The organism is Ruminococcus sp. AF17-12 (assembly GCF_003479245.1).
Lineage (GTDB): Bacteria > Bacillota > Clostridia > Lachnospirales > Lachnospiraceae > Blautia_A > Blautia_A fusiformis.
Window position 1 is genome coordinate 22,155 of record NZ_QUGY01000013.1, and the last position, 15,701, is coordinate 37,855.

Genomic DNA, 15,701 nt, shown 5'->3' on the forward strand with positions numbered 1-15,701 from the left:
TTTCTTTAATTTTACATAGTTTCTGTCGCTTCTTTTACGTTTTCCTTTTCAGGAAAGATATGTCTGAAAATAAAACGTACGATCGGACCTGCATAGATTAGCTGCCAGAAGAATGCCATCGGGAAGTTGAATGCGGTTGTCTGAAGCCATACAGCTACAAACTGATTTCCTGCATCCTTAAAGAGAATGGTTGCCGCGAGGCTCATTAACGGGCACATGAAAGCAACGGAAGGAACGGAGATCGCAAGGATCCTGCTGAACGGATGGCAGCTTTTGAAATCTACCATGCGCATTGCACAACCAAAAGCAAGCTTGGATACAAGGAAGAAGTCAAGGATAAATGCGATCGGTCCCATGATCACCAGTTCATGAAAAGCGTCAAGGAACACACGGTTTGTCATACTCCCTGTGTTCAGGGAAATGTTGTAGCAAATCATGGCGTAAACCATGAAAAATACCATGATAAGGGTAAAGATAACTTCCTGAAATTTGTTTTTTGGCATAAAAAATCCTCCTTTAAAATGATTAAGTGATAATGTAAAACCTCAGAGCATGTGTTGTTCGTTAATCATTCAGGAGAATGTGCGTTTCCAATATATGACAGGATTTTGTCATAAACCATATTCGGTTTTTTGACCAAATCAAACTGCGAAGCAGTTATTTGGCTGTAAGCAGGCAGCAGAGCGGTTTACGAATATCCGCTTGATACCGGCGGTTATGATATCATAAGTAGTAAAGCCTTGTCAATAAGTAAAATTCGCAACATCCTGCGGAATGTTCTGAAAAAACATGGAAATATCAGAAGAGTAATTGAGAAAAAAATGGCAATAACTCCTCTTGACCGTTAAAGTTAGATATAGTAAACTTGTAAACAGTTAGCGGATTCTAACTAATGCGTAAAATTTGTGGCGGGCCGTATCCCCTGACAAAATGCGGCCTGAACAGGAGTTACGGACAGGGCGAAAAGACCAGACAGGAGGATAAATATCAAATGGATTATTTAGAGATTGAGAAGGTCATTGGAAGAGAGATCATTGATTCAAGAGGAAATCCGACCGTAGAGGCAGAGGTTTATCTGGCAGATGGAACGGTCGGAAGAGGAGCAGCACCAAGCGGAGCGTCCACAGGAGAATTCGAAGCACTTGAGCTGAGAGATCAGGATAAAAGCCGTTTTGGAGGAAAAGGTGTTTCGAAGGCCATTGAAAATATCAATACAGTAATTAATGATGCGCTGGCAGGAATGGATGCATCTGATATTTATGCAGTGGATGCTGCCATGCTCAAAGCAGATGGAACAAAGGACAAATCAAAACTGGGCGCAAATGCCATTCTTGCGGTTTCTATTGCGTGCGCACGTGCGGCTGCGATTTCTCTTGACATCCCCCTTTACAGATTTCTTGGTGGGGTGAACGGAAACAGACTTCCGGTTCCGATGATGAATATCCTAAACGGTGGTGCACATGCTGCGAATACCGTTGATGTTCAGGAATTCATGATCATGCCGGCAGGAGCACCAAGCTTTAAAGAGGGACTTCGCTGGTGTACGGAGGTATTCCACGCTCTTGCTGCACTTCTGAAAGAAAAAGGCCTTGCAACAAGCGTTGGAGATGAAGGTGGTTTTGCACCAGACCTTGGAAGCGATGAGGAAGCCATTGAGTACATCCTTGAAGCAGTGAAAAAAGCAGGATATGAGCCTGGAAAGGATTTTGTACTTGCCATGGATGCTGCATCCAGTGAGTGGAAAGGAAACAAAAAGGGGGAGTATGTTCTTCCGAAATGCGGAAAGAAATTTACATCTGCGGAGCTTGTTGATCACTGGAAAAATCTGATCGAAAAATATCCGATCTACTCTATTGAGGATGGCCTTGATGAGGAAGACTGGGAAGGCTGGCAGATCATGACAAAAGAACTTGGAGGAAAAGTACAGCTTGTAGGTGATGACCTGTTTGTTACAAATACAGAGCGTCTTGAGAAAGGTATCAGCCTTGGCTGCGGAAATTCTATTCTGATCAAACTGAATCAGATCGGTTCTGTATCCGAGACTCTGGAAGCCATCAAAATGGCACATAAAGCTGGCTATACAGCGATTTCTTCCCATCGTTCCGGAGAGACAGAGGATACAACCATTGCAGATCTTGCAGTGGCACTGAATACCTGCCAGATCAAGACAGGAGCTCCTTCCAGAAGCGAACGTGTGGCAAAATATAATCAGCTTCTCCGTATTGAGGAAGAGCTTGGAGATGCAGCAGTATATCCGGGATTCCGGGCATTCAATATCAAGAGATAAGATCATAACTAACACATTTCTCAAAAAGGTACGCTTTGGCGTGCCTTTTTTTGGCGAAAATAAGGTTGCCAGATTTCTCAAAATAGTATATTATGATTTACAGCCGTGTGAAAAAATAAAATTGAATATTGGAGATGCTATGAAAGAATACGTAAATACTTTTATACGTTACAGGTTTCTTCTGGGAGAGCTTGTAAAAAAAGGAATCAAACTGAAGTACAGACGTTCCTATCTTGGTATCATCTGGTCTCTTCTTGAGCCGTTGCTTACCATGATCGTACTGACGATCGTATTCGGTACCCTGTTTGGAAACAAGGATCGGACATTTCCTGTATATATCCTGACAGGACGTCTTTTGTACACATTCTATTCCAGTGCCACAAAAGCGGCATTGAAATCAGTAAGAGCGAATTCGGCAATGATCAAGAAAGTTTATGTGCCAAAATATCTCTATCCGCTGTCAAGTGTACTTTTTAACTATGTGATCTTCCTGATCTCACTGATCGTGCTGGTTCCGGTAGGAGCAGTACTTGGTGTGGAGCCGACACTTTATATGTTCCAGATCCCGATCGCGCTGATCCTGGTATTTCTGTTGTCTTATGGTTGTGGAATGATCCTTGCTACGATTGGCGTTTTTTTCAGAGATATGGAATATCTGTGGTCAGTAGCGCTGATGCTGATCATGTATACCTGTGCGATCTTTTATTATCCGTCCAGACTGCTGAAAAGTGGCTTTTCATGGATCCTGAAATATAATCCGCTGTACTGTACCATCGATGTTTTTCGTTCAGGAATGTTCGGAGAGCCGATGAATCTGCATTATGCGGCATACGCACTGGTATTCAGCCTTGTGACGATTGCCATCGGAATGTTCTGTTTCAAGAAGAAACAGGATGAATTTATCCTTTATATTTAACAGGAGAAAAATATGGAAAAACCTGCAGTAGTTGTAGATAACGTAAGTATGAAGTTTAATCTCAGTAAAGAAAAGGTAGACAGCCTGAAGGATTACGTGATTAAATTCTTAAAAAAAGAAATTAAATATAATGAATTCTGGGCTCTTCAGAATGTTGATTTTGAGGTGAAAAAAGGTGACCGTGTAGGAATCCTGGGACTTAATGGAGCGGGAAAAAGTACTCTGCTCAAAGTAATTGCCGGTGTATTCAAGCCTACCGAAGGCAAGGTGGTCCGAAACGGACGTCTGGTTCCTCTTCTGGAACTGGGAGCCGGTTTTGATTCGCAGTATACAGGACGTGAGAATATTTTTCTGTATGGTGCGATGCTCGGATATTCCAAGAAGTTTCTGGAATCGAAATTTGATGAGATCGTTGAGTTTTCTGAACTGAAGGAATTTATCGATGTCCCTATTAAGAATTATTCTTCCGGTATGAAGGCAAGGCTTGGATTCTCCATTGCCACACTGGTATCACCGGATATCCTGATCCTGGATGAAGTCCTTTCTGTAGGAGATGCCAAATTCCGGAAAAAGAGTGAAAAGAAAGTCTTAAGTATGTTTGATAAGGGCGTTACGGTACTGTTTGTATCCCATTCTCTGGAACAGGTACAGCGCTTGTGCAATAAAGCAATGATACTTGAAAAAGGAAAACTGATCGCATATGGAGATATTGATGAGATCTCGGCCAAATATACGGAGATGATCAGATAAAGAACAGAAGGCGGCCTAGGCAGTCGCATAAATAAAAAGAACCGGACAGTGAACGGTTTGAATAGCAGATAGCCAGACGATTTGCGGAAATGATGCAAATGTCTGGCTATTGTGTTATTATATTACGAAGAAAACAGGGAGGCAAAAAGATGACTTTACAGCAGATCCTTGAAAAGGTAAAAAAAGGCCAGCTCTCTGTGGAGCATGCAGAGGACCTTCTGAAAAAAGAGGGATATGAAGAAATGGATTATGCGAAGCTGGATATTACCCGAAAAGCGAGGACCGGTTTTGCAGAGGTAGTTTACTGTGCGAGAAAAGCAGACGAACATCTTTTGAATATCTATCAGAAGCTTTATGAGGAAGATGGAGAAGTCTTTGGAACAAGGGCGTCAGAACATCAGTATGAACTGGTAAAAAAGGTTCTTCCTGATGTGGTTTATGATCCTGTTTCCGGAATTTTGAAGATTGAAAAAGAGAAGGAGCATATCGGAAAGGTGGCAGTATGTACAGCCGGAACAGCAGATATTTCTGTTGCGGAGGAAGCTGCCCAGACAGCAGAGTATTTCGGCACACATGTGGAGAGGATCTATGATGTGGGAGTCAGTGGTATGCACAGACTCTTTTCCAGGCTGGATACCATCCAGGAGGCTAACTGTGTGGTTGCGGTAGCAGGAATGGAGGGTGCGCTGGCAAGTGTTATGGGTGGTCTTGTGAAACGTCCGGTGATCGCGGTACCTACTTCTGTGGGATATGGCGCCAGCTTTCATGGATTGTCAGCGCTTCTGACAATGATCAATTCCTGTGCCAACGGAATTGCAGTAGTAAATATTGACAACGGATTTGGGGCAGGATATCTGGCAACCCAGATCAATCGGCTTGCGGAGGGAAAATAAATGAGAAACAAATTATATCTGGAGTGTACCTCCGGGATCAGCGGGGATATGACAGTTGCGGCTCTTCTGGATCTGGGTGCAGATCAGAAAAAACTGGTGAGAACTCTTAAAAGTCTGCCGGTAAAAGGTTTCGACATAAAGATCAGCCGTGTGATGAAATCAGGGATCGATGCCTGTGATTTTGATGTACTACTGGATCATGATCATGAGAATCATGATCATGATATGAAATATCTGTATGGGCATGATGGAGATTCTTACAGCCAGGATCATGGGGAACATCATTATCAACATAGTCATGAAGCCCATGAGCATCCCCATTCTCATGAACATCATGTACAGGAAACCCATGGAAACAGTCATACATATACAGAAACGATGCATTCCCACCACGGACACCATCACCATGAACACCGTGGCCTTAACGAGATCATGGAGATTATCGACCATGCAGATATGACAGATCGTGCAAAATCCTATGGAAAAAGGATTTTTAAGATTCTTGCCGAGGCAGAAGCAAAAGCCCATAATGTACCGGTGGATCAGGTCCATTTCCATGAAGTGGGTGCAGTGGATTCCATTGTGGATATTCTTTCTGTTGCAATCTGTATGGATGATCTGGATGTGGAGGAAGTGATCGTTCCAAGACTTTGTGAGGGTAGCGGAACGATTCGCTGTCAGCACGGAATCCTTCCGGTGCCGGTACCGGCGGTAAGTAATATTGTAAGTGCTCATCAGCTGAAGCTGCATATCACATCGGTGCAGGGTGAACTGATAACGCCTACAGGAGCAGCCATTGTGGCGGCATTCCTTACATCAGAAAAACTGCCTGAAGATTTTACGGTGGAGAAGATCGGTATCGGAGCAGGCAAGCGCCAGTATGAGTGCCCGGGAATTCTCCGTGCCATGCTGATCCGGGAATCCGAGGAGGAGGCTTCAGGCAATGATGCTTGTACGGAAATAGACACCATTATAAAGCTGGAATCCAACATTGATGACTGTACAGGAGAAACGCTTGGCTATGTTATGGAGCTTCTGTATGAGGCAGGAGCCAGAGAGGCCAATTACATGCCTGTATTTATGAAGAAAAACCGTCCGGCATGGCTGCTTACCGTTCTATGTAAAAAAGAACAGGTTTCAGCGATGGAGCAGATCATTTTCAGAGAAACGACAACCATTGGGATCCGTCGCCAGGAGATGGAGAGAACCATTCTGAAAAGAGAGAAAAGAACGGTTACAACCCCGCTGGGAAATGTAGAAGTGAAGGTCTGCATTTTTGACGGACAGGAATATTATTATCCGGAATACGAAAGCGTAAAAAAACTTTGTGAAAAAACAGGGATTTCTTATAAAGAAGTATATCATATGGCTGTGCGGGGATAAGATCGGGTTGGTTGCCTTGTATAATGCACTTACATATTGACACCTTTTCGAAAAAACTATATAAATGTATATAGAAAGATTATTGCCGAACAGAACAGCTGGCAATGATACAGTAAGGCAGAGGCAGGAGAAGGATTTATGGCGGTAACAATACAGCAGATTGCAGAACAGGCAGGGGTTTCCAGGGGAACCGTGGACAGAGCGTTGAACCACAGAGGACGGATCAATCCGGAGGTGGCAGAGAGGATCTGCCGTCTGGCGGACGAGATGGGATATGTACAGAAAGAACGGAAGCATTCCAGAACAGCTAAAGATGAAAGACTGAAGATCGGAGTGGTGACACAGCTTGCCAGATCTTCTTTTATGCAGGAAGTAAACCGTGGTATTGAGAAGGCAGCCGTGGAACTGAAAGAAAAAGGAATCCAGCTGATTCTGAAAGAGGGTCTTTCCGTTGATGAAGAGGAACAGCTGCAGGCCATTGAGGAACTGGAACAGGAAGGAATCCGGGGACTTGCGATCATGCCGGTAGACAGTGAGACTGTCCGGGAGAAACTGAATGCTTTGATCGAAGAGAAGAATATCCCAGTAGTAACCTTTAACTCTGATATTGTAGGAACGAGAAGAACCTGTTTTGTGGGAATGGATAACCGTAAAAGTGGACGTACCGCAGCCGGACTTCTTGGAATGCTGACAAGAGGAAATGGAAAGATCCTGATCATCACCGGATATTTTAGCAATCATGTTGACAATCAGCGAGTGGATGGCTTTGTAGAGGAAGCCAAGCGGGCTTTTCCACATCTGGAGATCGCCGGTGTTCACGGAAGCTTTGATGAAGCAGCTGAGGTGGAGCACATTATAGAAAATGCCATGATGAGTACTTCAGGGATCAGCGGGATCCTGGTTGTATCCGGAGGCCAGGCAGGAGTGGGGAAGGCATTTGAAAAGCTGAGACTTGACCGCAGGCCCTACGTTGTGATCTACGATCAGACTCCGAAGAATGAACGGGCACTGAAGAATGATCATGTGGATTTTCTGATCGACCAGAATGGATATGTCCAGGGGTATGAACCGCCAAGGATCCTGGCGGATATCCTGACAAAAGGACAGGAGCCGGAGAGAGAATATCTCTTTACAGATATCAAGATCAAAACAAAATATAACCTTTGAACATGTATTGTGCAAAGTATCATATAAAATAGTCTGCAGGATGAAAACTGCAGGCTTTTTTATATTACAGGAAATCTGTAAGATACTACGATATGAAATATAGATTCCAAGAAAACGACTGTCTGGATACATTTGATTGCGTGCCAATAGCGTGCTAAAAAAAATCAACACGCAAATGCACATGTAGATAATAGCTACTTTGAACAAAACAAAACTACAAAAATTGTATAGAATAACTGAAAAAAAGAAAAATGAAAAGAAGTACTTGCCCAAATTGTAAAACGGTGCTATATTAACATCATAAGAAACACGCAAGAAAGCACGCTAAACAAAAGAAAAAAGCACGCAAAGTAAAAAAAGCACATAAAAAAGAAGTAAAAAATAAACCATCAAACAAACGGAGGTAAGATCATGAAGTATATCGAATTTGATGAATCCAGACCAATGGACCTGGTGCTCCTTGGAAGAGTTGCCATTGATTTTAATCCTGCTTACAACGATCAGGTAAAGGAGGAGTTCAAACCCCTGAAGAAGGTACATATGTTTGAGAAATTTGTAGGAGGATCTCCTGCAAACATTGCTGTAGGTGTTACCAAGCATGGCCTGAAAGCAGGATTTATCGGAAAGGTTTCGGATGATCAGTTCGGTGAGTATGTTGTAGATTATTTTGATGAGAGAGGAATCGATACCTCACAGATCACAAAATGTACAAACGGAGAGAAGCTGGGACTTACCTTTACCGAGATGCTTTCTCCAAAGGAAAGCAGCATCCTCATGTATCGTAACCGTATCGCAGATCTGCAGCTTCATGTAGACGACATCCACGAGGATTATATCAAAAATGCAAAAGCGATCCTCATTTCCGGAACTGCTCTCGCAGAGAGCCCTTCCAGAGAAGCAGCGATCAAAGCGGTTATGCTTGCTAAGAAAGTAAACACAAAGATCATTTTTGATATTGATTACAGAGAGTACAACTGGAAGAATGCAGATGAGATTTCCATCTACTATTCCATCGTAGCTAAGGAAGCTGACATCATCATGGGCTCCAGAGAAGAGTTTGACCTTACAGAGAAACTGATCAAAGAAGGCATGACTGATGAGGAGAGTGCAGCTTACTGGCAGGCAAAAAATGCAAAGATCGTTGTCATCAAACACGGTATGAAGGGTTCCACAGCCTACACAGTTGACGGACAGAAGTTCAGCATCAAGCCATTCCCGGTTGAGGCAAGAAAAGGCTTCGGCGGCGGCGACGGATACGGCTCCGGATTCCTGTATGGACTGTATCAGGGCTGGGAGATCATTGACTGCCTGGAGTTTGGTTCTGCTGAGGCATCCATGATGGTTAAAAGCAACAACTGCTCCGATTCCCTTCCGGGACCGGATGAAGTTCACGCATTCATTAAAGATGAAAAAGAAAAATTCGGCGAAATGATCGCAAGAGTATAAAGAAAAGGAGTGGGAAAAATGGCAAAGACAGTAAGAATGACAACTGCACAGGCAATTGTAAAATTTCTGGATAATCAGTATGTTTCCATGGACGGAGTGGAGACAAAATTCGTAGAAGGATTTTTCACGATCTTCGGACACGGTATTGCTGTAGGACTTGGTGAGGCACTGGATACAAATCCGGGACAGCTGAAGGTTCTTCAGGGAAGAAATGAGCAGGGTATGTGTCACGTTGCTACCGCTTTTGCAAAACAGAGCAACCGCAAAAAAATCATTGCATGCGCTTCCTCCATCGGACCTGGAGCTGCAAACATGGTAACAGCATGTGCAACAGCAACTGTAAATAATATTCCGCTTCTTGTATTCCCGGCAGATACTTTTGCATCTCGCCAGCCTGACCCGGTTCTCCAGCAGCTGGAGCAGAGCAGCAGCCTTGCCGTCAGTACGAACGATGCATTCAAGCCAGTCTGCAAATACTGGGATAGGATCACAAGACCGGAGATGGTCATGACCGCTCTGATCAATGCAATGAGAGTTCTTACAGATCCGGCTGAAACAGGTGCATGCTGCATCGCGCTTTGCCAGGATGTTGAGGGTGAGTCCTTTGACTTCCCGGAGTACTTCTTCAAGAAGAGAGTGCACAGGATCACAAGACCGGTTGCAGTAGAGGAAGAGCTTGAGGATGTGGCAGAGGTCATCGCAGGAGCGAAGAAACCGCTTATCGTTGTTGGTGGTGGTGTCCGTTACTCAGAAGCTGGAGAAGCTGTTGAGAAATTCTGTGAAGAGTTCAAGATCCCATTCGGCGAGACACAGGCCGGAAAGAGTGCCTGCCAGTCTGGCAATCCGTACTGTCTTGGCGGTATCGGTGTAACAGGAACCTACGCTTCCAACATCATCGGTAAAGACGCAGACGTGGTAATTTCTATCGGTTCCAGAATGTCTGACTTTACAACAAGCTCCAAGCATCTGTTCCAGAATGAGGATGTTCAGTTTGTAAGTATCAACAACTGCAGATTCCACGCATACAAGATGGATGCAGTAAAAGCAGTGGGTGATGCAAAAGCTACCGTAGAAGCACTAGCAGAAAAGCTTCGTGCAAGAGGATATAAATCTGCATACACAGATGAGATCGAGAAAGCAAAAGCTGCATGGGATAAAGAGATGGAGCGCCTTGGAAGCATTGAGTACACAGGAGATGATTTTGAGCCGCTGATCAAGGCAAGAGATCCTCGTACGATTCCGGAATATGTAAAGCTTACAAACGGAAAGATCACACAGACAGCAGCACTTGCAGCAATCAACAGAACTATCGACAAAGATGCAACCATCATCACAGCAGGCGGTTCCCTTCCAAGCTGTATGCAGCGTATGTGGAGAACAGACAAACGTGGCGGATATCATGCAGAGTACGGATATTCCTGTATGGGATATGAGGTTGCCGCTACCCTCGGTGTGAAATTTGCTGAGCCGGATAATGAAGTATACTGCGTAGTTGGAGATTCCAGCTTCCAGATGCTCCACAGTGAGATCATGACTATCATGCAGGAGAGACAGAAAGTCAATATCATGGTATTCGATAACTGCGGATTTGGCTGCATCAACAACCTTGAGATGAACCACGGAATCGGAAGCCTTGCAACAGAGTTCCGTTATACAGACGGCAAGAAACCGACCGGAGATCTGATCCCTGTAGATTATGCAAAGATCGGCGAAGGCTATGGTCTGAAGACCTATACCTGCCGCACCATCCAGGAATTGGTAGACGCTCTGGAAGATGCCAAAAAGCAGGAGATCGCATGCCTCTTTGATCTCAAAGTTATCCCGAAGACCATGACAGACGGATATGAGTCCTGGTGGGATGTAGGAATCGCAACAACATCTGAGAAAGAAAGTGTAAGAAAGGCCTGCGAGGGAGTTATGAAAGGCCGTGAAGAGGCAAGACTGTACTAATCTGGGAGGTAAGAAAATGAGTAAAGTATTTGGTTATCCGGAATATGACGAAAAAGGCGAAAAGATTCTTACAACATACGATAATGAGTACAAGGCCATGATGATGGACATCCGTGTTTACCGTATGAAATCAGGAGAGACAAGAACATTTTTAAGAGAGGGTGAGGAGACAGCAGTTCTCCTCCTCTCCGGAAACATTACCTATAAATGGAACGGAAACGAAGCTGCAGCAACCAGAAAAGACGTGTTCACAGAGGGACCATGGTGTGTTCACGGATGCACAGGAACTGAGATTACAGTTGTAGCAAATGCAGAGTCACAGATCCTTGTTCAGTGCACAAAGAACGAGAAAGATTTCGGTGCAAAACTCTACAAACCAGAAGATGCTCCGTGGGGATATTCCTGCGTAGGCAAGTTCGGAAATGTTGCGAAGAGAAGAGTAAACACCATCTTCGATCATGACATTTCACCGGAGTCCAATATGGTTCTTGGTGAGGTTCTCAATGACAGAGGAAACTGGTCCGGATACCTGCCGCACAGACATCCGCAGCCTGAGACATACTTTTTCAAATTTGATCATCCGGAAGGGTTTGGAGCAAGCTTTGTCGGTGATCAGGTATTTAAGAGTACAGACGAGAGCTTTTCCGCAATTCCAGGAGGAGAGCTTCATCCGCAGGCAGTTGCACCTGGATATCAGATGTATACATGCTGGATGATCCGCCACATTGACGGAAATCCGTGGCTGCAGACAGACCGCTGCGAGGATGAGAGATATACCTGGCTTCATGACGCCGAGTTTTAAGGATTCGGAGATACTGATACTGGATCGTAAATAACAGGCAGCAGGAAGAGGAAAATGCTGTTGTTTGTGAGGAGCGGACAGCAGTAGACCTGCTGCTATTATGAAAAAAATTGTACTGACTGAAGGGAGATTTTGACAATGGCAAGAGAATTTATTGTACCTGGAGAAATTATTTCTGGTTCCGGAGCACTGGATATGGCAGAAGGAGCACTGAAACTCCTTGGTAAAAAAGCTCTGATCGTAACCGATAAAGTAATGATCGACCTGGGAAACTGTGCAAAAGTTGAGAAGGCGCTGACAAATCAGGGCATTGAATACAGCATTTATTCTGACATCTGTGGTGAGCCAACAGATACCATGATCGAAAAAGGCTTACAGATTTATAAAGATGAGAACTGTGACTTCCTGGTAGCTCTGGGAGGCGGAAGTCCCATTGACTCTATGAAAGCCATCGGCTCACTGGTAGTAAACGGTGGAAGCATTTCCGACTACATGGGAAAAGTGATCGATGTAAAGATGCCGCCAATGGCGGCGATCCCTACCACAGCAGGAACGGGATCTGAGGCAACACAGTTCACGATTATCACGGATACCAAAAAAGACATCAAGATGCTTCTTAAAGGCAAAGTTCTCATGCCGGATCTTGCCATTATCGACCCGCAGTTTACTATGACTGCACCTCCAAAGATCACAGCAGCAACAGGTCTTGATGCACTTTGCCACTGTGTGGAAGCTTATACATCCAGAAAAGCACAGACACTTTCCGATACTTTTGCAGTATCTGCAGTAAAGAGGATCTTTAAATATCTTCCGGTTGCATATAAAGACGGAAAGAATGAAGAAGCTCGTGTACAGATGTCTGTCGCTGCTCTTGAGGCAGGAATCGCATTTAACAATGCATCTGTTACCATTATCCATGGAATGAGCCGTCCGATCGGAGCACTGTTCCATGTAGCACACGGACTTTCCAATGCCATGCTTCTGAAGGAGTGCCTTACCTTTGCGCTTCCCGGAGCATACGGCAGATTCGGAGCGTTGGGACGTGATATTGGTGTGGCGGATGCAACTGATTCTGATCAGGAAGCGGCTGAGAAATTCCTGAAAGCAGTAGAGTCACTTGTAAATGAACTGGATACTCCGACTCTGGAGCAGTTCGGTATCAATAAAGAAGAGTTCTTCAACGTCATCGACAAAATGGCACATGATGCCATGGACAGTGGAAGTCCTCAGAATACCATGCGTGATGTAACAGAAGAGGAAGTAAAAGAAATCTACAGAAAACTCTGGTAAAATGTAAATGTAAACCCTGCATTGCCAGATAGGAAAAGACTCCGGACCGGAGAAAAAGGCTCCGGAGTCTTTTTTCCCGTGGCAAATATAGCTGCAAAAGAAAAGGAGGCATATCCTTCATGAGAAAAAAGTATATCTGTATTCTGGTGGCAGTCATAGGAGTTTGCAGCCTTTCCGGATGCGGGTCTTCTGCAAAGAAAACAGAAGAAGAGCAGGTAACGATCGGTGTTGTTACAAAATCTAAAAGCAGTGAATATTGGTTGTCTGTCTGCGACGGAATGAAAGATGCGGCAGAAAAATATCATGCAGATGTGGTGATTCTGTCCCCGGATTCCGAAACAGAAGAAGAGGTTCAGAAAAATATGATCAGGGATCTTCTGAAAACCGATATCCAGGCGATGGCAGTTTCTCCTATAGATTCCTATGAATGCGAAGATTATTTAAATTTCGCAAGAGAAAAGGGGATTTCTGTATATGCCTGTGATACTCCCATAGAGGATTCAGAAATCCCTTATATTGGAATTGACAATGAAAAACTAGGCTATGAGCTGGGCGAGCAGCTTGCAAAGGCTCTGGATCATAAAGGAAAGATTGGCGTGATCGCCGGTGATTTTAAGCAGGCTGGACACCGGATGCGTGTTGCCGGATTTGAAAAATATATGGAAAAAGAGCCTGGGATCACCATTGAAATGGTTCGGAACGGATACAGCAATATGCGGGTTTCCCAGAAGGATGTGGATGAGATCCTGGTGAAGTATCCGGATCTTAACGGAATCATGGCCACAAGTGCAGTGACGGCCCTGGGACTTTCAGAGGCAACTGAAGGACGGGAGATTTCTATTGTTTCCGTAGATGCTCAGGAAGATGCCTTGAAAGCGGTTCAGGATGGGCGTATCGTGGCGCTTGGCGCGCAGTCCGGTTATCAGATTGGTTATGAAACCATCCGGTATATTGTGAAGGATCTGGAGGGAGATGGAACAGGAGAAGATGAGATTCTGGATTCCCAGGTGCTTACCGAAGAAAATATTGATACATATATGAAGGATGACGGACATTCTCATCCCTGATACAAGCAGGTTTCCATCCGCTGCTTATTATTTTTTACAATCCGGCAGAGGCATTGACTGATTCGGTAAAAAGTCAGGCTGGTATCCAAAAATAAAACACGAAACATAAAAATAGGACAAAAGAAGGATGTAGAGATATCAGAATCAGAAAAACTTTGGTACAGATTTAACAGTCAGGTAAAAATAATACCGAAAAAACTAAAATTTCTCATACTATGATAATCCCGTATTTTCGATAAAATAGAATCATCAAAAGGAAAGCGAAAATAAAAAACGAAAAGAAATGAAAGGGCGGGATAATAAGATGGAGAAGAAAAAACTTTCGGTATCAACAGGGCTGTGTTATGCTGGAGGAGATGTAGGATGTAATATCGTGTTCGGAATGATCGGAACACTGCTGACGCTGTTTTACACAGATTATGTAGGGATAAGCGCAGCAACAGTAGGACTGGTAATGTTACTTTCCAGATGCTTTGATGGATTTTCCGATCTGGTCATGGGTGTCATTGTAGAGAGGACCAATTCCAAATGGGGAAAATCAAGACCCTGGCTTCTGTGGATGAGCATTCCGTTTGCGCTGTCAGCAGTACTGCTTTTCACAGTGCCGCGTACAACAGGGATGCTTCAGTTTCTGTATCTCTTTGTAACCTATAACTTCTGTACGACCATATGCTATACAGCGATCAATCTTCCATATGGAAGCCTTTCTTCAATGATGATCCGCGAATCATCAGAGAGAGATAAACTCAGTGTATTGAGAATGGGACTGTCACCTATCGGAAAGATCGTTGCAGCAACCTGTACACTGCCGCTTGTAAAGCTTCTTGGAAATGATCAGGCTGCATGGATCAAGGTTATGAGTGTATGGGCAGTGCTTGCACTTGCACTTCTGCTTCTCTGCTTCTTCAGATGTGAGGAAAAGGTTCAGATCGAAGCAAGAAAGAAAGATGAGAAGCTTCCGATTCCGACAATGCTGAAGGCACTTTTTGCAAATCAGTATTTCTGGGCAGTAATGCTTCTGTGGACAGTACAGAGTGTATCCTTTACGATCACAGGAACCATTCTTCCGTACTACTGTAAATATATTTTCAACAATGATACATGGATGTACAGCGCACTGTTCCTTACAGAAACCCTGGTTCTGGTAGTGGGAATCTTCATCTGCTCACCGTTGATCAAGAAATTCGGAAAAAGAAATATCGCATTTGTCGGCGGATTTGTTGCACTTGGCGGCCAGATTCTGTTTTTCCTGAATCCATACAGCTTCGGCTTCATGGTTATGAGCTGTGTCACACGTGCCATCGGACTTGCTCCACTGAACGCAGTTGTATTCAGTATGGTTGGTGATGTAGTAGAGTTCGGACAGTGGAAAAACCATATCCGTCAGGAAAGTCTGATCTTTGCAGGTGGTTCCATCGGAACAAAAGTTGGCGCAGGTCTTGCCTCCGCAGTGATCACAGGTCTTTTAAGCAGTTCCGGATATGTAAGCTCATCTGCAGGAATAACTGCACAGCCGGAAACAGCATTGGAGATGATCGTTTCTCTTTATAAATTTGGACCGATCCTCATTGCAGCAGTGATCATTGTAACGCTTTTCGGATATAAGCTTGACAAAATGTATCCGGCGATCATGCAGGAGCTTACCGAGCGCGAGGCACACGGACAGTTATAAATATTTTATTGTAAAACATATATTCAACCGCAAACAGGAAATCAGGCAGGGGTAGGATACTCCTGCTGTTTCCTGCGT

The 15,701-nt window shown here is 44.2% G+C and carries 13 protein-coding genes; 12 read left to right on the forward strand and 1 reads right to left on the reverse strand.

The window, feature by feature from the left end:
* Positions 1 to 11: 11 nt before the first annotated feature.
* On the reverse strand, positions 12 to 503 hold the full coding sequence (locus DWW77_RS13595; RefSeq protein WP_110103019.1) for a DUF2798 domain-containing protein: 492 nt from the start codon (positions 501 to 503) through the stop codon (positions 12 to 14).
* Positions 504 to 991: 488 nt separating this feature from the next.
* Here DWW77_RS13595 and eno point away from each other — a divergent pair, with 488 nt between their 5' ends.
* From eno to DWW77_RS13655, 12 genes are all read left to right on the forward strand, one after another.
* Entirely contained in the window at positions 992 to 2,287 is a 1,296-nt protein-coding gene (eno, locus tag DWW77_RS13600; protein WP_044961624.1) for a phosphopyruvate hydratase, read from the forward strand.
* 139 nt (positions 2,288 to 2,426) lie between these two features.
* A complete protein-coding gene (locus tag DWW77_RS13605; protein ID WP_059086856.1) occupies positions 2,427 to 3,203 on the forward strand; it encodes an ABC transporter permease in 777 nt (258 codons plus the stop codon).
* A 12-nt stretch (positions 3,204 to 3,215) separates the two neighbouring features.
* Positions 3,216 to 3,953, forward strand: a complete 738-nt coding sequence (locus DWW77_RS13610; RefSeq protein ID WP_021651749.1) for an ABC transporter ATP-binding protein — start codon at positions 3,216 to 3,218, stop codon at positions 3,951 to 3,953.
* A gap of 149 nt (positions 3,954 to 4,102) precedes the next feature.
* The gene (gene larB, locus DWW77_RS13615) at positions 4,103 to 4,846 is read left to right on the forward strand and encodes a nickel pincer cofactor biosynthesis protein LarB (protein ID WP_118608900.1); all 744 of its coding nucleotides are present in this window, start codon (positions 4,103 to 4,105) and stop codon (positions 4,844 to 4,846) included.
* A complete protein-coding gene (gene larC, locus DWW77_RS13620) occupies positions 4,847 to 6,229 on the forward strand; it encodes a nickel pincer cofactor biosynthesis protein LarC (protein WP_118608901.1) in 1,383 nt (460 codons plus the stop codon).
* A 138-nt stretch (positions 6,230 to 6,367) separates the two neighbouring features.
* Complete coding sequence (locus tag DWW77_RS13625; protein ID WP_022426319.1) at positions 6,368 to 7,396, forward strand: LacI family DNA-binding transcriptional regulator; 1,029 nt, start codon at positions 6,368 to 6,370, stop codon at positions 7,394 to 7,396.
* 411 nt (positions 7,397 to 7,807) lie between these two features.
* The gene (gene iolC / locus DWW77_RS13630; protein WP_015524405.1) at positions 7,808 to 8,842 is read left to right on the forward strand and encodes a 5-dehydro-2-deoxygluconokinase; all 1,035 of its coding nucleotides are present in this window, start codon (positions 7,808 to 7,810) and stop codon (positions 8,840 to 8,842) included.
* An 18-nt stretch (positions 8,843 to 8,860) separates the two neighbouring features.
* Entirely contained in the window at positions 8,861 to 10,792 is a 1,932-nt protein-coding gene (gene iolD / locus DWW77_RS13635) for a 3D-(3,5/4)-trihydroxycyclohexane-1,2-dione acylhydrolase (decyclizing) (RefSeq protein ID WP_118608902.1), read from the forward strand.
* A gap of 16 nt (positions 10,793 to 10,808) precedes the next feature.
* Entirely contained in the window at positions 10,809 to 11,594 is a 786-nt protein-coding gene (locus DWW77_RS13640; RefSeq protein ID WP_114001738.1) for a 5-deoxy-glucuronate isomerase, read from the forward strand.
* 138 nt (positions 11,595 to 11,732) lie between these two features.
* A complete protein-coding gene (locus tag DWW77_RS13645; protein WP_114001739.1) occupies positions 11,733 to 12,884 on the forward strand; it encodes an iron-containing alcohol dehydrogenase in 1,152 nt (383 codons plus the stop codon).
* Between the two features lie 119 nt (positions 12,885 to 13,003).
* On the forward strand, positions 13,004 to 13,951 hold the full coding sequence (locus DWW77_RS13650) for a substrate-binding domain-containing protein (protein ID WP_114001740.1): 948 nt from the start codon (positions 13,004 to 13,006) through the stop codon (positions 13,949 to 13,951).
* Positions 13,952 to 14,255: 304 nt separating this feature from the next.
* Complete coding sequence (locus DWW77_RS13655) at positions 14,256 to 15,623, forward strand: MFS transporter (protein WP_015524410.1); 1,368 nt, start codon at positions 14,256 to 14,258, stop codon at positions 15,621 to 15,623.
* The last annotated feature ends 78 nt before the right edge of the window (positions 15,624 to 15,701 follow it).

Excerpts from the sequence above, each read along its gene's own strand:
- DWW77_RS13595 (WP_110103019.1), bottom strand. The coding sequence starts at position 503 with ATGCCAAAAAACAAATTTCAGGAAGTTATCTTTACCCTTATCATGGTA.
- eno (WP_044961624.1), top strand. The coding sequence starts at position 992 with ATGGATTATTTAGAGATTGAGAAGGTCATTGGAAGAGAGATCATTGAT.
- DWW77_RS13605 (WP_059086856.1), top strand. The coding sequence starts at position 2,427 with ATGAAAGAATACGTAAATACTTTTATACGTTACAGGTTTCTTCTGGGA.
- DWW77_RS13610 (WP_021651749.1), top strand. The coding sequence starts at position 3,216 with ATGGAAAAACCTGCAGTAGTTGTAGATAACGTAAGTATGAAGTTTAAT.
- larB (WP_118608900.1), top strand. The coding sequence starts at position 4,103 with ATGACTTTACAGCAGATCCTTGAAAAGGTAAAAAAAGGCCAGCTCTCT.
- larC (WP_118608901.1), top strand. The coding sequence starts at position 4,847 with ATGAGAAACAAATTATATCTGGAGTGTACCTCCGGGATCAGCGGGGAT.
- DWW77_RS13625 (WP_022426319.1), top strand. The coding sequence starts at position 6,368 with ATGGCGGTAACAATACAGCAGATTGCAGAACAGGCAGGGGTTTCCAGG.
- iolC (WP_015524405.1), top strand. The coding sequence starts at position 7,808 with ATGAAGTATATCGAATTTGATGAATCCAGACCAATGGACCTGGTGCTC.
- iolD (WP_118608902.1), top strand. The coding sequence starts at position 8,861 with ATGGCAAAGACAGTAAGAATGACAACTGCACAGGCAATTGTAAAATTT.
- DWW77_RS13640 (WP_114001738.1), top strand. The coding sequence starts at position 10,809 with ATGAGTAAAGTATTTGGTTATCCGGAATATGACGAAAAAGGCGAAAAG.
- DWW77_RS13645 (WP_114001739.1), top strand. The coding sequence starts at position 11,733 with ATGGCAAGAGAATTTATTGTACCTGGAGAAATTATTTCTGGTTCCGGA.
- DWW77_RS13650 (WP_114001740.1), top strand. The coding sequence starts at position 13,004 with ATGAGAAAAAAGTATATCTGTATTCTGGTGGCAGTCATAGGAGTTTGC.
- DWW77_RS13655 (WP_015524410.1), top strand. The coding sequence starts at position 14,256 with ATGGAGAAGAAAAAACTTTCGGTATCAACAGGGCTGTGTTATGCTGGA.